Source organism: Pseudoalteromonas sp. SR41-8, from assembly GCF_014163915.1.
Lineage (GTDB): Bacteria > Pseudomonadota > Gammaproteobacteria > Enterobacterales > Alteromonadaceae > Pseudoalteromonas > Pseudoalteromonas rhizosphaerae.
Window position 1 is genome coordinate 1 of sequence record NZ_JACJEE010000013.1, and the last position, 15,647, is coordinate 15,647.

14 protein-coding genes are annotated in these 15,647 nt (G+C 40.8%); 7 read left to right on the top strand and 7 right to left on the bottom strand.

Annotation, left to right across the window (positions count from 1 at the left end; translation table 11 throughout):
• Positions 1 to 1,023: 1,023 nt before the first annotated feature.
• The 5 genes from H5162_RS10540 to nadK all read right to left on the bottom strand — a co-directional run bounded on the left by H5162_RS10540 (position 1,024) and on the right by nadK (position 5,251).
• Positions 1,024 to 1,344: a hypothetical protein gene (locus tag H5162_RS10540; protein WP_145242196.1), complete on the bottom strand. Its 321-nt coding sequence runs from the start codon at positions 1,342 to 1,344 to the stop codon at positions 1,024 to 1,026.
• 103 nt (positions 1,345 to 1,447) lie between these two features.
• Entirely contained in the window at positions 1,448 to 1,873 is a 426-nt protein-coding gene (locus H5162_RS10545) for a hypothetical protein (protein WP_145242198.1), read from the bottom strand.
• Between the two features lie 109 nt (positions 1,874 to 1,982).
• Entirely contained in the window at positions 1,983 to 3,656 is a 1,674-nt protein-coding gene (recN, locus tag H5162_RS10550) for a DNA repair protein RecN (protein ID WP_182778461.1), read from the bottom strand.
• Between the two features lie 92 nt (positions 3,657 to 3,748).
• Complete coding sequence (locus H5162_RS10555; RefSeq protein WP_145242202.1) at positions 3,749 to 4,288, bottom strand: hypothetical protein; 540 nt, start codon at positions 4,286 to 4,288, stop codon at positions 3,749 to 3,751.
• 78 nt (positions 4,289 to 4,366) lie between these two features.
• Positions 4,367 to 5,251 (bottom strand): NAD(+) kinase, encoded by an 885-nt coding sequence (gene nadK, locus H5162_RS10560; RefSeq protein ID WP_145242288.1) that lies wholly within the window; start codon positions 5,249 to 5,251, stop codon positions 4,367 to 4,369.
• A 100-nt stretch (positions 5,252 to 5,351) separates the two neighbouring features.
• On the opposite strand from nadK, the gene H5162_RS10565 reads away from it, so the two are divergent.
• Positions 5,352 to 6,317: an HrcA family transcriptional regulator gene (locus tag H5162_RS10565; RefSeq protein WP_145242204.1), complete on the top strand. Its 966-nt coding sequence runs from the start codon at positions 5,352 to 5,354 to the stop codon at positions 6,315 to 6,317.
• 58 nt (positions 6,318 to 6,375) lie between these two features.
• The gene (gene grpE, locus H5162_RS10570; RefSeq protein WP_145242206.1) at positions 6,376 to 6,984 is read left to right on the top strand and encodes a nucleotide exchange factor GrpE; all 609 of its coding nucleotides are present in this window, start codon (positions 6,376 to 6,378) and stop codon (positions 6,982 to 6,984) included.
• 27 nt (positions 6,985 to 7,011) lie between these two features.
• Here grpE and H5162_RS10575 read toward each other — a convergent pair whose 3' ends face one another.
• The gene (locus H5162_RS10575) at positions 7,012 to 8,211 is read right to left on the bottom strand and encodes a Bcr/CflA family efflux MFS transporter (RefSeq protein ID WP_145242208.1); all 1,200 of its coding nucleotides are present in this window, start codon (positions 8,209 to 8,211) and stop codon (positions 7,012 to 7,014) included.
• Positions 8,212 to 8,403: 192 nt separating this feature from the next.
• Here H5162_RS10575 and H5162_RS10580 point away from each other — a divergent pair, with 192 nt between their 5' ends.
• Complete coding sequence (locus H5162_RS10580; protein WP_145242210.1) at positions 8,404 to 9,201, top strand: M48 family metallopeptidase; 798 nt, start codon at positions 8,404 to 8,406, stop codon at positions 9,199 to 9,201.
• Between the two features lie 71 nt (positions 9,202 to 9,272).
• Here the strand turns inward: H5162_RS10580 and ald are convergent, their stop codons facing one another.
• A complete protein-coding gene (gene ald, locus H5162_RS10585; protein WP_149982720.1) occupies positions 9,273 to 10,394 on the bottom strand; it encodes an alanine dehydrogenase in 1,122 nt (373 codons plus the stop codon).
• Between the two features lie 140 nt (positions 10,395 to 10,534).
• Here ald and lrp point away from each other — a divergent pair, with 140 nt between their 5' ends.
• The 4 genes from lrp to H5162_RS10605 all read left to right on the top strand — a co-directional run bounded on the left by lrp (position 10,535) and on the right by H5162_RS10605 (position 15,647).
• On the top strand, positions 10,535 to 11,014 hold the full coding sequence (lrp, locus tag H5162_RS10590; RefSeq protein WP_145242214.1) for a leucine-responsive transcriptional regulator Lrp: 480 nt from the start codon (positions 10,535 to 10,537) through the stop codon (positions 11,012 to 11,014).
• A gap of 186 nt (positions 11,015 to 11,200) precedes the next feature.
• Positions 11,201 to 13,669 (top strand): DNA translocase FtsK, encoded by a 2,469-nt coding sequence (locus tag H5162_RS10595; protein WP_182731956.1) that lies wholly within the window; start codon positions 11,201 to 11,203, stop codon positions 13,667 to 13,669.
• Positions 13,670 to 14,311, top strand: a complete 642-nt coding sequence (gene lolA, locus H5162_RS10600) for an outer membrane lipoprotein chaperone LolA (protein WP_182778463.1) — start codon at positions 13,670 to 13,672, stop codon at positions 14,309 to 14,311.
• The gene (locus tag H5162_RS10605) at positions 14,304 to 15,647 is read left to right on the top strand and encodes a replication-associated recombination protein A (protein WP_182778465.1); all 1,344 of its coding nucleotides are present in this window, start codon (positions 14,304 to 14,306) and stop codon (positions 15,645 to 15,647) included. Before lolA ends, H5162_RS10605 begins: the two co-directional genes overlap by 8 nt.

The following is a 15,647-nucleotide window of genomic DNA, read 5'->3' on the forward strand; positions in this document are numbered from 1 at the left end:
CAATTTACCGTGGGTGAATAATATCTATTAGATCACAGTAACCCTGTGGGTTCAAGGTCAAAAAACAATCAAGTCAATTGTGTAGAACCAGTTCCTAAAAAGAGTAATTCTACAGCCTCAACGCCGTTTTAAGCGGCAAATTGTAGTTGGCTAAAATAAGTGAGGTACGAACAAAGAGCCAACTGTAATTTGTCCGACTTGTTATATGGCTGATAGCCAAACCATTTAAAATAGTAAGTCACCGTACCCCCAAATTATGGTTCCTGCAAACAAAAGTATTGCTGTAATAAATATTGAGAGGTTTAGAAGTGATTTAAAGCGCCTGAATAGATAAATCTCATATATAAGTTGAGCTGGGTGAGAAATATTAACCAATTTGCTTAATTTAATAATAAATACAGTTTCAGTTAAAACTGCAATTAATGAAATAAGTGAACCAGAGCGCTGAAACCAAATTTCAAAACTTTCATTAAATGGATTTAGCAAAACTAAATATACGATTAAACCTAAGGCTAACAGCGTGAACAAACCCCAAGCAATAAAATAACCCCATATTAATTTGATATCTTGATCTAGAGGTTTTTGTTTTTTTCGGGGAACGAATCATATATTTCTTGTAATGGTCTTGAGTAGTCATCCTGAATTTTCATAGAACATCCATTTTATAGAGCCATATAACAGCTTCATCAGAGGACACTTTCCCTATTTTAGCGTGAAAATACCCTTATTTTATTAACTTATATCAATAACAAATAGTGTAAGCTATTGCCAGCTATAAATATTATACTTACTGTAGCTGATTTAAACATGTGGGAAAGGGGAAAGTTCCCTCTTAATATCGCTTAGCCAATGACAATTAATCCTGAATGACTATATATCGCTCTAAGCCGTCATTCAGTTTTAATCATTCATCGTTGGGTTTCGTTGCTCTCAACCCAGCCTACGGTGGTGAATTAAACGCCCAGTTATTTGTTAGGGTGCCTAGCGCCTAGAACCTCCAGCCTAGTACCTTTCCTTTAATGCTTAATGACTCGCTTGCAGGCAATTAAGCCACTCATCGGGTTCAGCTAAAATAAACTCTAGATGATAATTTTCTTTGGTGGTTATTTTGATTCCAGCTGTGGTGATAGGGATTAAACCGCCGGCTTTAGCTGCGCATTTTTCGACATGGGAAATATTATTAAGTTTGATGGCATAACAACCTAAGTTAAGTTGTTTATTGAGGGCTTCAAAATGCAGCAGGTTATCAGTAAGAGTAAGGCGGCCATCAGCTTTAGCAACACCCAGTTGTAATGTTGCATAACAACGTTTTAGCTGGGTGATTTTAGATTGTGTAGCGCTCATTATTCATTCCATCGATTTTTTTATTTTATTGAGTGTATGTTGCTAAATTAAATGTGTCAATTATGTAAAATAAATGTTTTTAATTGTTATTTTAAACAGTGCTTTACAGAAAGTTTTTAGCGCGGTGGTGCATTTTTTGTTGTTTATTAACAAGTACAAAAGCAGCCACGACTAATACCATTTGAGTGGCTAGCGCGCACAGCGTTAACATCAAATCCATACGGTTATCAGCGCGTTGCACTAAGCTTAATTCGATAAACCATGCTATGGCGAGCATTAAAACAAGTGAGCCATGTAAATAACGTTGCAGAGTTATTTTAAACTGAAGGTGCTTCCATTGACTAAATATAAGCAGCGCTAAGCTAATTAACGGGATCAAAAATAGGCTAATAAATGCAATGACTAAAAGTGGTTGCCATGTGCTATTCGTCAGTTGCGTGGTATTTATAAAGTAATCGTTACAACCCGTTAAAAGTGTAAAACAAAAAAGTAGGCTAATTAATTTTATTGGCAATGTTGTTATCGTCATGATTTATATGTGTTCTATTGTTAGTTATTAAGCCTTGCTTTATATAAGTAAGGCTTAATGGATGGTTGTATTTAAAAATAGTCTAAACGTAGGTGTTGTTTTAGCTTAATTAAGCATGCGCCATAATTAACTCTTTTGCGTTAGCTTTGGCTGTTTTACTGATGTTATCACCACCAAGTAAACGGGCAATTTCATCAATACGGCCATGTTTACTGAGTGGCAACATTTGTGTAAAGGTTTCGCCATTGGCAATTTCTTTGGCCACAAAAAACTGCTGATGCCCCGAGCTGGCAACTTGCGGTAAATGGGTTACGCAGATAACTTGAGTTGATTTGCCTAATTGACGTAAAAGCTTGCCTACAGCTGCTGCAGTTGGTCCAGAAATACCTACATCCACTTCATCAAAAATAAGCGTTGGCGTAATGACTTTTTGCGCAATAATAACTTGTATCGCTAAACTTATACGCGACAGCTCACCGCCAGAGGCGACTTTAGACAGTGGTTGTAATGGCTGCCCGGGGTTGGTTGATACTAAAAACGCTACATTATCAAAACCTAGGCTGTTTGGTGCTTTTTCAGGTTGTGGTGTAAGGGCGATTTCAAACACACCATTTTCCATTGATAAATGCGCCATGCTTGCACTGATCAATGTATTTAATGTCTGCGCGGCCTCATGACGGCTTTCGCTTAGGGTTTGCGCAGCTTGCTGATAAGCTGCTAATGCTTGGTTAATTTCACCTTCAAGTTGCGTTAAACGGGTAGAGTTATTACTAATCGACTCAAGCTCTTGTGTGATACTTTGGTGAAACTCAACTAAGTCCTCTGGTTTAATATGGTGTTTACGTGATAAATCCATCGCACCACTTAATCGTGTTTCAACGTCGATTAGTCGGCTCGGATCAAGTTCAGCTTGCTCTGCATAATTACGAATTTCACGACTCGCTTCCTCAACTTGCACAGCCGCTTCTTCGAGTAAAGCAGCCACACTAGCTAGGCTTTCATCAAACCCCGCAAGCTCAGCAAACTGCTGCGCGCTATGTTGTAATAGGGAACAGGCATTTTGCTCGTCATTTTCGTATAAGCTTTGTAACTCACGTTGGCATGCTTCAATAATAGTTTGGCTGTGGCTGAGCTTATAATGCTCGGCTTCAATTTGCGAAAATTCATCTGGTTGTAATGCAAATTCATCAAGCTCAGCTACTTGGTACTCTAATAACTGCTTTTGCGCTGCTTGTTGCAACTGGGCTTGTTCGAGCGCGGTAAATTCTTTTTGTAAGTTTTGGCAATTACGATAATGCTGGCGCACTGCTTCAACCAGAGGTTGATGACCTGCATAAGCGTCTAATAGCTGGAGTTGATGTTCGCTTTTAAGCAAATATTGGTGAGCATGTTGACCATGAATAGAGATCAAGTACTGACCGATTTCTTTTAGTTGGGCTGCAGTGACTGGGGTGCCATTAATGTAACTTTTGCTGCGGCCATTTTTACACACCACACGACGAAGTAAGCACTCTTGCTCATCATTCGATAGCAAATGCTGTTCTAAAAACTGCTTAGCCAAGGGGAGGTTGGTTAAATCGAAGGTAGCGCATATTTCAGCGCGCTCAGTGCCTGGGCGAACAGCTGAGGCTTCGGCACGTTCACCCAAACATAAAGATAAGGCGTCAATAGCAATAGATTTACCGGCACCTGTTTCACCCGTAATGGCTGTCATACCGCTTTGCCACTCGGTGCTTAAATTGCTTACAATTGCAAAATTTTTAATCTCTAACCCAGTTAACATACTGTTCATCCATCCAGTCAATTAACTGTTAATTTATACAGTGTTTTGGGTTTTTGCAAATTAATTTTTAATGTCGCTATCTAGTTTATTACTTACTCACTGGTTGATTTCTCAAAATTAGTTTCAGGATCAACAGGTTTGACATAATCTTCAGGATTCGCAGATAAATCATCAGTGCGTAAAACTTTAATCATGGATGGTAAAAGTTCATGGTAAAACGTTTTATTGTAAGCAACGCCGGCTATGGGTAACTCAGCCACAAAAAAATCTAAGCGTTCAGCTAGTGCATCTCGTTCACCTGTTACATAAGTTTTTGCCAACTCACTACTAATCGTGCTGATCAATGACTCGTTTATGCGTTCAAGATACAATAAGTTTTCGTCAGTATGAGGTTGTACGACAAAGAAATTACTGGCAATAACTTGTATTCTTGGGATGTATTTAGGACGAATTATTTTTGCGTCGCAGTACTCATTTAATTTTATTTTTAACTGTTGAGTTACTTCTTTAACGCGATTATTGAATAGCTTTTTTTGCGCTTCAAGCGCTTTTCGGCGATTATTTTCAATCACCAAATAGCTGCCAAGCAGCGTTATCAATAATAATAAAGCAAAGAAAACAACATACGTCATTTCGGTTTGATTTCCCTTGAAAAGGTAATAAATGAATTCAGCTTATTTTGCTCTAAAGTCTGAATGAGCGCAATAAAATTAATATAAACGACTACCCCAGTTGAGCTTAGTGCGAAGTACATGATAGTAAGAGTAGTCTTTGGGGTGGATCAGGCGCAGTTTCTTATCTGCTTTTTTAATTATCACTTCATCGCCAGGCAATACAGCAAGCACCACATGACTATCGCAGCTGACTTGTAAGCTGTCGGTATTCTCTAAGCTGAGCTTTAAGCGTACTTCGTTATCGGCATCAACCACTAATGGTCGGCTTGATAATGTATGCGGAAACATCGGTACTAATGAGATTGCATTTAGTTCTGGGGTCAAAATGGGCCCGCCACCCGACAGCGAATAGGCTGTTGAGCCCGTAGGGGTTGAGACAATTAAACCATCAGAGCGCTGAGAAAAAACAAAATCGTTATTAATGAAGGCTTCAAATTCAATCATATGAGCAACTTTATCGGCATGTAAAACGGCTTCATTCACTGCTGAGTTAGCACTTTTTAATTCGCCATGGCGATAAACTGCAACTTCTAATAAAAAGCGTTTTTCTTCAAGATATTGACCACTTAATACTTGTTCTAAACTAGCTTCAAAGCCTTCTGGGTTTAAATCTGTTAGAAAACCTAAATTGCCTCTGTTTACGCCTATAACAGCAACATCAAATCGGGCTAATACCCTTGCTGCGCCAAGCATATTACCATCACCTCCGACCACAATAGCGAGATCGGCACGTTCGCCAAGCTCAACCAGTTTGACTAACTTTTCTTTGGGGACATTGGTTAATTGATGACCGGTTCTCTGCTCTAATAACACGTCAAATCCTAACGCATTTAAAAAAGTGTATAAGCGCTGTAAAGTTGCAGCTGCACCACTGTGATTTGGTTTGCCAATTAAACCTATGGTTTTAAACGGTGATTCCATGATAAACGCATCAATAGTATTAATATCAGTAGAGTAACTCAAAAGTGACAAGTTTGAAAATAACCTTGAAATAAACTCACTACGCCCCGATATCCCCAGTATGCAGCAAGATGTAGATACTATGAATTTAAACCCTCGAGATCAGCAAATATTTTCCGCCGTGATGAGCCTGTACTGTAATGGTGAAGGTCAACCTGTCGCGTCAAGCCGTATTGCCAAACAAAAAGGTATGGCTGTGTGTTCTGCAACAGTTAGAAATGCGATGTCGCGCCTAGAAAAAATAGGCCTGCTGTATTCACCGCATACTTCTGCTGGACGGGTACCTACTAATGCCGGGTTTGATTATTGGCTAAGTGAATTTTTCCCTCTGTCGCAGATTGCGCAATATTGGCAGCCTGCACAAGCGCAATTAGTCGAGATGGCGCATGGTATAAGCCAGCGTTATCAAGTATGTTGCTGCGTTGGTCTGCCGCAAGTAAGTTCTCAACACGTTTTTAGAGTTGAAGTATTAGATTTTGACAGCAATGATTGGCTTATTTTACTGTTAGATAGAGCAGGGCAAAGCCATAACATTTGTATTCATAAGCCGGATGATGCCTCTGACACCGTACGTTATCAATTTGCTACTTGGCTTAATACTGTATTCAGTCAGCAAACTTTAATGGAAGGCTTGTACCGTATGCAAGCAATGGCAAATACAGCACCACGAAACTGTCATGATTCGTTAAATCAATGGACCCGTGAGCTGAGCCATAAATTAGGCTCAGATAACAGTATCGTGGTCGGCGAAAATTATTTATATCGGCAAATTGATTGTGAACAAAGCTTAAATATTGGTGTCTCATTTTTGAACTTTGTAGAAGATAAGTTAGCTTTTAAAAATGGTGTGTCGGTTTTAAATACGTCACAATTGCCATTTACTGATTGTGACGAACTGATGGTGATCAGCGTGCCGTATTTTCAAAATCAAGAATATCAAAGTCGTTTTTGTGTAATTTGTCCTAAATCGGCGCAAATTGAAGCAATCATTCAAGAATTTAAATTAATCGAGTCATCTGGCTCTTGAATCTTTTGATTCAATCCCCATAATTACCGCAATTGAAAAGTATTGGAGCACTTAAATTATGTCTGAGCAGACAAAATCACCAGAGCAAGAAGTTGAATTAAACGAAGAATTAGAGCAAATGCAAGCAGACGTTGAAGCGGCTGTAGAAGCTGCTGACGCGCACGAAGGCGAAGAAGTTAGCCCTGAAGCTGAAATTGCTATGCTTTATGCTGAGCTTGAAGATGCGAAACAAACTATCGCAAACCAAAAAGATAGCGTAGTACGTGCCGCTGCAGACGTTGATAATATTCGTCGCCGTGCTGCACAAGATGTAGAAAAAGCGCATAAATTTGCACTTGAAAAGTTCGCTAACGAATTATTACCTGTTATTGATAATCTAGAACGTGCTATTGAGTTCTCAGACAAAGAAAACGAAACCTTAAAGCCATTGCTTGAAGGGATTGATATGACAGTTAAAAGCTTCAACGATGCGGTTGCAAAATTTGGTGTTGAAATTGTTAACCCACAAGGTGAGCAGTTTAATCCTGAATTCCACCAAGCAATGTCGATTCAACCAAGTAATGATGTAACACCTAACACTGTATTAGCAGTGATGCAAAAAGGGTATACATTAAATGGTCGTTTATTACGCCCAGCAATGGTGATGGTATCTAAAGCAGCTGAATAAATAAGTCGCTTAGTAAAAAAATGCCCGTTAACTACGGGCATTTTTTTTGTTTCTAGCTCGGTGCCAGAGCTGGGCTATTAGTGTTAATACTAATGCGCTGAACATTAAGCTTGAAAATGGTACCGCACTTTGTGCATGCATTAAGGCTAAAATTGGACCGACTAATGCACCGCTGCCAAAGCGCAATGTACCAATAACCGCCGTAGCGGTGCCAGAACGCTCTTCAAACTGCATTAAGATCAATGCATCAGCATTACTAGCGGTAACCCCTAAACTCATCATCAGAGGAGCAATAGCTGCAACAATAAAATACAGCGATAGGTGTAATATGCTAAATGTGAGTAGGGCACTGCCAGCTACAAAGCCGACCGCTAATCCATAATACAGCATTTTTCGTGAACCAATACGTGGTACTAGGCGGGTATTTAAAAAGTTACCAAACATTAGCGCCATGACATTGAAAGCAAATAAAACACCAAATAATTGTTCTGATACTTTAAAGTAATCAAGGTATACAAAGGGCACTGCGGTTAAAAAGCAAAAAAAGCCGAATGAGACAAACATTGAGCTGGCTATATCTGCTCGGGTATCTTTATTTTTAAATACGGTTTTATAGCTATCGAAAAATAGTGCAAAGCCTTTCATCGGGCTTTTGAAAATAGGGATATCGATTAAGTATATTTGTACCAAGGCTAAAATAACAAAGCTGTAACTAGCCAGTACTAAAAAGATTGTTTGCCAGTGAGATAAGCCCATGATCATTGATCCAACCGTTGGTGCGACTAAGGGCGCTACCATCATGATCATCGATACATACGACATTCCTTTAGCAGTATCTTGTTTATAAATATGACGAATTATCCCTGGCACCACAACGGTTGCTGCAGCACCTGTGAATGCTTGTACGCCCCGCAAAGCCCAAAATAGATGAATGTCATTACAAAAGGCCAATGCGACAGAGCTTAAGCCAAACAATGCTAAGCCGACCTTCGTTAACACGCGACGACCAATTTGATCTGCGATTGGGCCAAAAAATAGCATTCCCAGCGCATAGCCAGCTAAATATATGCTTAACGATATTTGTACATTAGGCATTGTGGTATTAAGGTCGTTAGCAATGACTAACATTGCCGGAAGATACATATCGATTGCCAGTGGCGTAATTGCAACAATACTGGCGAGTAAAGGTAATAGAATGCGTTTATTTAAAGAAACCGAGTCCTGCATGACTAACCCATTAAACAAAAAGAGGCTGCTATTGTAACAGCGACAATTAGTCTTGGGTACTTAGTTTGCATGCTAACTATCGCCTTTAACTGAAATATAACGCAACAGATGTTTTTACTGGCAGTCGATATATTCAATTGCAGGCTGGTTTGCTATTCTAAGAACAATTAAATTGTTAGTTAAGAGAATACAATGAAAAAATTAGTTTTGGCTGTGCTTGCCACCGCTGTATTAGCGGGTTGTAAAACATCACCAACAGGGCGTACGCAAATTGCGCTTTATTCTGATCAACAAATGAGTCAGATGGGTCAGCAAAGCTTTGCTGATATGAAAAAGAATCAAAAAATTAATAATAATCCTCAAGTAAATGCGTATGTAAAGTGTATTGCTGACGATGTGATTGCAGTATTACCGCAACAGTATGCAACTCAGGCGTGGGAAGTGGTGGTATTTGAAGACGATTCAGCTAACGCGTTTGCATTACCCGGTGGCTACATTGGTGTGCATACAGGGTTGTTGAAAGTGGCTGAAAATCAAGATCAGCTAGCAACCGTTATCGGGCACGAAGTAGGGCATGTAATTGCTGAGCACTCTAATGAACGCGTATCACAAAGTTCCTTGCTACAAACAGGTATGCAAGCGGGCAGTGCCGCACTTGAAATGGGCAATGTACAATATCGTAACGAAATTATGCAAGGTCTTGGTTTAGGTGCGCAGTACGGCGTTATTTTACCATTTAGTCGCTCTCATGAATCTGAGGCCGACCAAGTGGGTTTAGATTTAATGGCAAAAGCCGGATTTAATCCAAAAGAATCCGTAACACTTTGGCAGAATATGAGTAAAGCAGGCAGTGGTAATACACCTGAATTTATGTCTACTCACCCAGCACCTGCTAACCGCATTAAAGAGCTACAAGCAAAATTGCCACAAGCATTAAATGAGCAAAAAGCAGCAAAAGCGGCGGGTAAAAACCCACAATGTAAGCTGTAATAAACTTTTTTGGTGATATAAAAAAAGCCTGTGAACTGATGTTCACAGGCTTTTATTATTCTAAACGCTAGTTATGCGTTTTCAACAGCAGTACGTGGATCTACGTATGGCATGTTGAAGGCTTCAGCAACTTCTTTGTAAGTTACTTGGCCTTTGATCACGTTAAGACCTTTAAGGAAATTAGCGTCATCTAGTAATGCTTTCTTATAACCTTTGTTTGCAAGGTTAATGATGAAAGGCAATGTTGCATTGTTAAGTGCGAAAGTAGATGTACGTGGTACAGCACCTGGCATGTTAGCAACACAGTAGTGAACAACGTCATCAACGATGAAGGTCGGATCAGCGTGAGTTGTTGCTTTAGACGTTGCGATACAACCACCTTGGTCAATTGCAACATCAACAATTGCAGAGCCAGGCTTCATTGCTTTAATGTGTTCAGCAGTAACTAGTTTAGGTGCAGCAGCACCTGGGATAAGTACGCCACCAATTACTAGGTCAGCTTCAAGTACATGCTTTTCAAGTGCATCAGCTGTTGAGTAAATCGCTTTAACTTTATTACCAAACTGAGCGTCAAGTGCGCGTAGTACGTCAATGTTACGATCAAGTACGACAACTTCAGCACCAAGGCCAACAGCCATTTGTGCTGCGCTACGACCAACCATGCCGCCGCCAATAACAACAACTTTAGCTGGCTCAACACCCGGTACGCCGCCAAGTAGCATGCCACGACCATGGTTTGATTTTTCAAGCGCTTGTGCACCAGCTTGAATAGACATACGGCCAGCAACTTCACTCATAGGTGCAAGTAGTGGCAAACCACCGCGTGAATCAGTTACTGTTTCGTATGCGATACAAATTGCTTTGCTTTTGATTAGGTCTTCAGTTTGTGGAAGATCTGGTGCAAGGTGTAAGTAAGTGAAAAGAATTTGGTCTTCACGTAGCATTGCACGTTCAACGGCTTGTGGCTCTTTTACTTTTATAATCATCTCTGCTGTTGCGAAAACCTCAGCAGCAGTTGCTAGAATTTCTGCACCTGCCAGTGTGTAATCTTCGTTAGTGAAGCCAATGCCCATACCTGCATCAGATTCAACAAAAACTTGGTGGCCGTGGTTTACTAACTCACGAACACTAGCAGGGACCATACCTACACGGTATTCATGGTTTTTTATTTCTTTAGGTACACCGATAATCATAATATTGCCTTAATAGAACGGGATAAAATTTTTCACTATTATATTCATGTACTGGCAGTGTGTCTCACCTTTTTTAATCGGTATTCTAGTGATATAATCTTAAAACACCGTTTAAACAGTACAAAAAACTAGTCGTTATTATGCATGAGTTATTAGACCGTATTGACCGTAAGATTTTAATAGAGCTACAGCACGATGGCCGAGTGTCTAATGTTGAATTAGCTCGACGTGTGGGGCTCAGTGCAACGCCCTGTTTAGAGCGTGTAAAAAAGCTCGAACGCGAAGGTTACATCGTCGGTTATAAAGCCGTGGTTGACCCTGCTAAACTTGGGCAAGGTTTGTCGGTGTACGTCGAAGTGACAATCACTAAAACATCACCTGATGTGTTTGATGAATTTAGTGCTGCAGTTAAAAAGCATGATGAAATTATCGAATGCCATTTAGTCTCGGGTAACTTTGACTTTTTACTAAAAACCCGCGTAAATGATATGTCTGAATATCGTGGTGTATTAGGGGATATTCTGCTCAAGCTACCGAACGTTAGTGAAAGCCGTACCTATGTTGTTATGGAAGAAGTAAAAGGCGAGCAAGGGGTGATTATTCGCCCATATATCGGCTGAACTATGCGCTATTTTTTAGTAACTACTTAAGTTGTATTATTGATACATGCGCGATTAATAAAAACCTGTTCATAATCAGGCCATCATGGTTAAGATAAAGTGCAACAAAAAGTATTTCCTGCTAAGGTATTCCATTGCTAAGAATGAGTACAAAGAAGTACAAAGAAAAATGAGGAATAGCGAGTTATGCGCCTAAATGGTGTACAAAGACTATTAGAAACCGGTTTAATAATTAGCACCTTTGCCGCAATATTTATATTGTGTGCGCTGGTAAGCTTTGATCCTGCTGATCCGAGTTGGTCGCAAACAGGTTATGACAATGTAAGAAACATAACTGGAGCTGCAGGTGCGTGGATCGCCGATATTTTATTGCTGACATTTGGCTGGTTAGCTTATTTTGTGCCAGCTGCACTACAAATATTCGGCTACTTATTATTTAAGCAACCTCATAGAATATTTCAACTCGACTATACAACGTTATCGCTTAGAGTGATTGGTTTTGCATTATTTATCACTTCAGCAACGGCTATCAGTAGTATTAATTTTGATGATATTTATAATTTTTCATCCGGTGGGGTAGTCGGTGATGTGATAGCTTCAGCGATGATGCCTGCATTTAACTTTACCGGTACCTCGATTTTATTATTATGTTTCTTTTTTGCTGGATTAACATTATTAACAGGCGTGTCGTGGGTGCAATGTGTCGATTTTATTGGCGATTTGATCATGCGAGGTTATCGTTTTATTGCTCATCACTTAAAAGCATGGCTACAACGCGAACGCACTGCAAATACTGAAGTTGTAATTGAACAAGACCCTGTTAATGAGCAACAGACACGTAAAGAAACACCCGCCATTCGCTTTTCAGAACCAAAAGTGGATAGTGATAGTGCGGTGTCAAATCAAGACTCTCATCCTGCATTTGATGATTTGGATGATATTCTGGATCAAGAAATTAATTTTAGCGCCATTGATGATGAACCAATGGACACTGCGGCTGCCTTAAATGCGCTTGATCAAAGCCATGTTACTGAGCCTGAAAAACCAGTTACTACTGTGGTTTCGCCAGCAAGACCAATGCCAAAACCAAAGAGTACCTATCAGCCTCCACCTACCGCAAAAGAAAAGTTTGAGCAGCTACTCGAAGAAAAGCCGCCAAGTACACCATTGCCTACGCTTGATTTGTTAGATAGACCTGATAAAGCCAAAAACCCAATTTCACCAGAAGAGCTTGAAGCTGTATCGAGGTTAGTTGAAACTAAACTCCTTGATTTTAACGTTCAAGCTACGGTTGTTGCCGTATACCCTGGACCTGTTGTAACCCGTTTTGAGCTTGATTTAGCGCCGGGTATTAAAGTTTCTAAAATTACTGGTCTTGCTAAAGATTTAGCCCGCTCGCTATCAGCGGTTAGTGTCCGAGTGGTTGAAGTTATTCCGGGTAAAACCTATGTAGGGATTGAATTACCGAATAAACACCGTGAAATAGTGCGGTTATCAGAAGTAATCGACGCACCAAAATTTGAGCAAAATCCATCGCCACTGACTATGGTCTTAGGTAAAGATATTGCCGGTGAGCCAATCTGTGCTGATTTGGGTAAAATGCCGCATTTACTGGTGGCAGGTACCACAGGTTCAGGTAAGTCAGTGGGCGTTAATGTAATGATATTAAGCTTACTGTACAAATCAGGCCCTGATGATGTGCGTATGATCATGATTGACCCGAAAATGTTGGAACTTTCTGTTTACGAAGGTATCCCACATTTACTGTGTGAAGTGGTCACCGATATGAAAGAAGCTGCCAATGCGCTGCGTTGGTGTGTAGGTGAGATGGAACGCCGTTATAAGTTAATGTCGGCGTTAGGTGTTCGTAACTTAAAAGGTTACAACCAAAAGGTATTGGATGCGAAAGAGGCGGGTTACCCGATTCTCGATCCATTATTTAAAGATACTGATGGTATGAAAGAAGGACCAGACGAGTTAGGTAAGTTACCGAGTATCGTGGTGGTGATTGACGAATTTGCTGACATGATGATGATTGTTGGTAAAAAAGTTGAAGAGCTAATTGCCCGTATTGCGCAAAAAGCCCGAGCGGCAGGTATTCATTTAATACTAGCAACACAGCGCCCATCGGTTGATGTAATTACTGGTTTAATTAAAGCGAATATCCCAACGCGAATGGCGTTTCAGGTATCAAGTAAAATTGACTCGCGTACCATCTTAGATCAACAAGGCGCAGAAAACCTGCTAGGTATGGGTGATATGCTCTATTTACCGCCGGGCACCAGCGTACCGATACGTGTACATGGCGCGTTTGTTGATGACCATGAAGTACATGCGGTGGTGAATGACTGGAAAGCACGTGCAAAACCAAATTATATAGACGAAATTTTAAATGGTGACGCCACTGAGGATATTTTATTGCCGGGCGAAGCCAGTGAAAACGCGGATGAAGAATCAGATCCGCTTTATGATGAAGCCGTGTCATTTGTTGTTGAAACAGGCAAAGTGTCAGTTTCAAGTGTGCAGCGAAAATTACGTGTTGGTTACAACCGTGCCGCACGTTTAGTTGAACAAATGGAAACATCGGGTATTGTAAGCGCACCAGGTCATAACGGTGCCCGAGATGTATTAGTGCCCAATGGTGGAGCAAATTAAATGAAACAAATTAAATATTTAGCCTTAGCAATTAGCTGTTTTTTATCAGTATCAGTATTTGCAAGTGACAGTGCAACAGATGACAGCCAAGCATTACAAGATAAACTGGCCGGTTTAAAGAGTTTTCAAGCGCAATTTGCGCAGCAAGTTAATGACGACCAAGGTCAATCAATTATGCAAGGTGAAGGTACTATCGCCTTACAACAGCCAATGATGATCCGTTGGCAACAAGCGAGCCCTGATGACACGTTATTTGTATCAAATGGCGATAAAACTTATTACTTCGACAGCTTTGCTGAGCAAGTAACGATTATGAATACTCACAGTTTGATTGATTCAACACCGTTTGTATTACTCACCTCCAAAGATCCGGCGCAATGGCAAAAGTACCAAGTACACGCCACGGATACTGGGTTCAGTGTTACACCTAATAAAGGCGTTGAAAGCCAAGTTGAACAGCTGGATATTGTGTTTGCAGCAGATAAAGTAGGCTTAGCGTCATTATTGGTTAAAGACAGCTCCGGGCAATCATCTACATTTACTTTTAGCGACACTAAAGTAAATCAAAGCCTTGCTACTTCAACCTTTGAGTTTAGTATTCCTGAAGGCGTTGAAATAGACGATCAAAGTCAAGGTGAGTAATTTAGGCTTTAATTTTGGCCCGGATGTGCGCCCACTTGCGGCGCGCATGCGACCAACCAGTTTAGAGCAGTATATTGGCCAGCAACATCTATTAAGCCAAGATAAGCCACTTTATCAAGCTATTTTAGCAGGGCGTTGCCACAGTCTTATTTTGTGGGGGCCGCCGGGCGTTGGTAAAACTACCTTAGCGCAAATTATTGCCAACCATGCCGATGCGGCGCTGATTCAAATGTCGGCGGTAACGGCAGGCATTAAAGACATTCGTGATGCGGTGAGTGAAGCGCGTACTAACCTTGAAGGTCGTGGCCAACGTACCTTACTGTTTGTTGACGAAGTACATCGTTTTAATAAATCTCAGCAAGATGCGTTTTTACCACATATAGAGGACGGTACCTTTATTTTTGTTGGTGCTACCACCGAAAATCCCTCGTTTGCACTAAACAATGCGATTTTATCGCGAGCACGAGTATATGTCCTTAAATCGCTGCAAGACACTGATTTGCATCTTGTTATTGAGCGAGCGCTTGCAAGCGATGATGAACTGAAAAATAAAACGGTGGTACTTGCACAAAATGCTAAACAAGCGTTGTGCCAAGCCAGTGATGGCGATGCTCGTAAAGTGCTTAATTTACTTGAGCAGGCGATTGATTTAACCGTAGAGCAAAACGGCCAATACCTAGTTGATGAGCACGTACTCAGTCAAGTATTGCCAACGCATTTAGCCAAGTATGACAAAGGGGGGGATGAATTTTACGATTTGATCTCAGCCTTTCATAAGTCAGTTCGAGGTAGCTCCCCAGATGGTGCTTTGTATTGGTATTGTCGTATTTTAGCCGGTGGCGGCGATCCGCTGTATGTTGCAAGGCGGTTACTCGCCATCGCCACTGAAGATATTGGTAATGCTGATCCGCGTGCCATGGAAGTGGCCCTCAATGCATGGGATATATTTCAGCGAGTTGGACCAAGTGAAGGCGAGCGTGCAATTGCACAAGCTACGATTTACCTAGCTAGCGCACCGAAGAGTAATGCGGTGTACGCGGCGTTTAATCAAGCCAAAGCGGATGCGCAGAACGAGCCAAGTTACCCGGTGCCAGAGCATTTACGTAATGCACCAACCAACTTAATGAAAGACTTAGGCTATGGTGCTGAATATCGCTATGCGCACAATGAAGAAGGCGCCTATGCTGCAGGAGAAAAGTACTTTCCAGAGCAGATAGCCGATAAGCAATATTACTTTCCAACGGATCGTGGCTTAGAACAAAAAATAAAGCAAAAGCTCGACTATTTAAAAGAGCGCGATCATCACAGTGACATAAAACGCTATGACAAGCCTTAA

Bases quoted from the DNA above. Each gene is read 5' to 3' on its own strand.
- H5162_RS10540 (WP_145242196.1), bottom strand. From the start codon at position 1,344: ATGAGCGCTACACAATCTAAAATCACCCAGCTAAAACGTTGTTATGCA.
- grpE (WP_145242206.1), top strand. From the start codon at position 6,376: ATGTCTGAGCAGACAAAATCACCAGAGCAAGAAGTTGAATTAAACGAA.
- ald (WP_149982720.1), bottom strand. From the start codon at position 10,394: ATGATTATCGGTGTACCTAAAGAAATAAAAAACCATGAATACCGTGTA.
- recN (WP_182778461.1), bottom strand. From the start codon at position 3,656: ATGTTAACTGGGTTAGAGATTAAAAATTTTGCAATTGTAAGCAATTTA.
- lrp (WP_145242214.1), top strand. From the start codon at position 10,535: ATGCATGAGTTATTAGACCGTATTGACCGTAAGATTTTAATAGAGCTA.
- H5162_RS10575 (WP_145242208.1), bottom strand. From the start codon at position 8,211: ATGCAGGACTCGGTTTCTTTAAATAAACGCATTCTATTACCTTTACTC.
- lolA (WP_182778463.1), top strand. From the start codon at position 13,670: ATGAAACAAATTAAATATTTAGCCTTAGCAATTAGCTGTTTTTTATCA.
- H5162_RS10555 (WP_145242202.1), bottom strand. From the start codon at position 4,288: ATGACGTATGTTGTTTTCTTTGCTTTATTATTATTGATAACGCTGCTT.
- H5162_RS10565 (WP_145242204.1), top strand. From the start codon at position 5,352: ATGCAGCAAGATGTAGATACTATGAATTTAAACCCTCGAGATCAGCAA.
- H5162_RS10580 (WP_145242210.1), top strand. From the start codon at position 8,404: ATGAAAAAATTAGTTTTGGCTGTGCTTGCCACCGCTGTATTAGCGGGT.
- nadK (WP_145242288.1), bottom strand. From the start codon at position 5,251: ATGGAATCACCGTTTAAAACCATAGGTTTAATTGGCAAACCAAATCAC.
- H5162_RS10545 (WP_145242198.1), bottom strand. From the start codon at position 1,873: ATGACGATAACAACATTGCCAATAAAATTAATTAGCCTACTTTTTTGT.
- H5162_RS10595 (WP_182731956.1), top strand. From the start codon at position 11,201: ATGCGCCTAAATGGTGTACAAAGACTATTAGAAACCGGTTTAATAATT.